1 pseudogene is annotated in these 304 nt (G+C 53.3%); it reads right to left on the bottom strand.

The annotated features are described in order from the left end of the window. Window positions 1-304 (bottom strand): annotated as a pseudogene (locus MXD62_RS08260) (hypothetical protein); the annotation flags it as partial.

The following is a 304-nucleotide window of genomic DNA, read 5'->3' as shown; positions in this document are numbered from 1 at the left end:
TAATGGGTTACCCCCTCTTTCACACGTGTCAGGGCCTCGGCACCGTCTTTTTTCACACTCTCAAACAATTCGACTCCATCGATGGCCGATACGACCCACCCATCGATCGTTCCCTCCCGCAGCACCTTGTTTCTTCGGGCCGTTTGGATCACTTGTTGATTCATCTGCTCCAGTTGCTTGAGATCGGCTCCCTTCAGCGATTCGCGGATCACATCGACCGAAGGAACACGCAGGCCTTTGGCTAGACGGCGAAATACTCCGTCTTTGATCCAACCTTCCAACCGTTCTAGACTCGGCATTCGAA

The organism is Frankia sp. Mgl5 (assembly GCF_023242985.1).
Classification (GTDB): Bacteria; Actinomycetota; Actinomycetes; order Frankiales; family Frankiaceae; genus Parafrankia; species Parafrankia soli.
The sequence above is the reverse complement of the archived record's forward strand: the minus strand, read 5'-3'. Positions and strand labels throughout refer to the sequence as shown.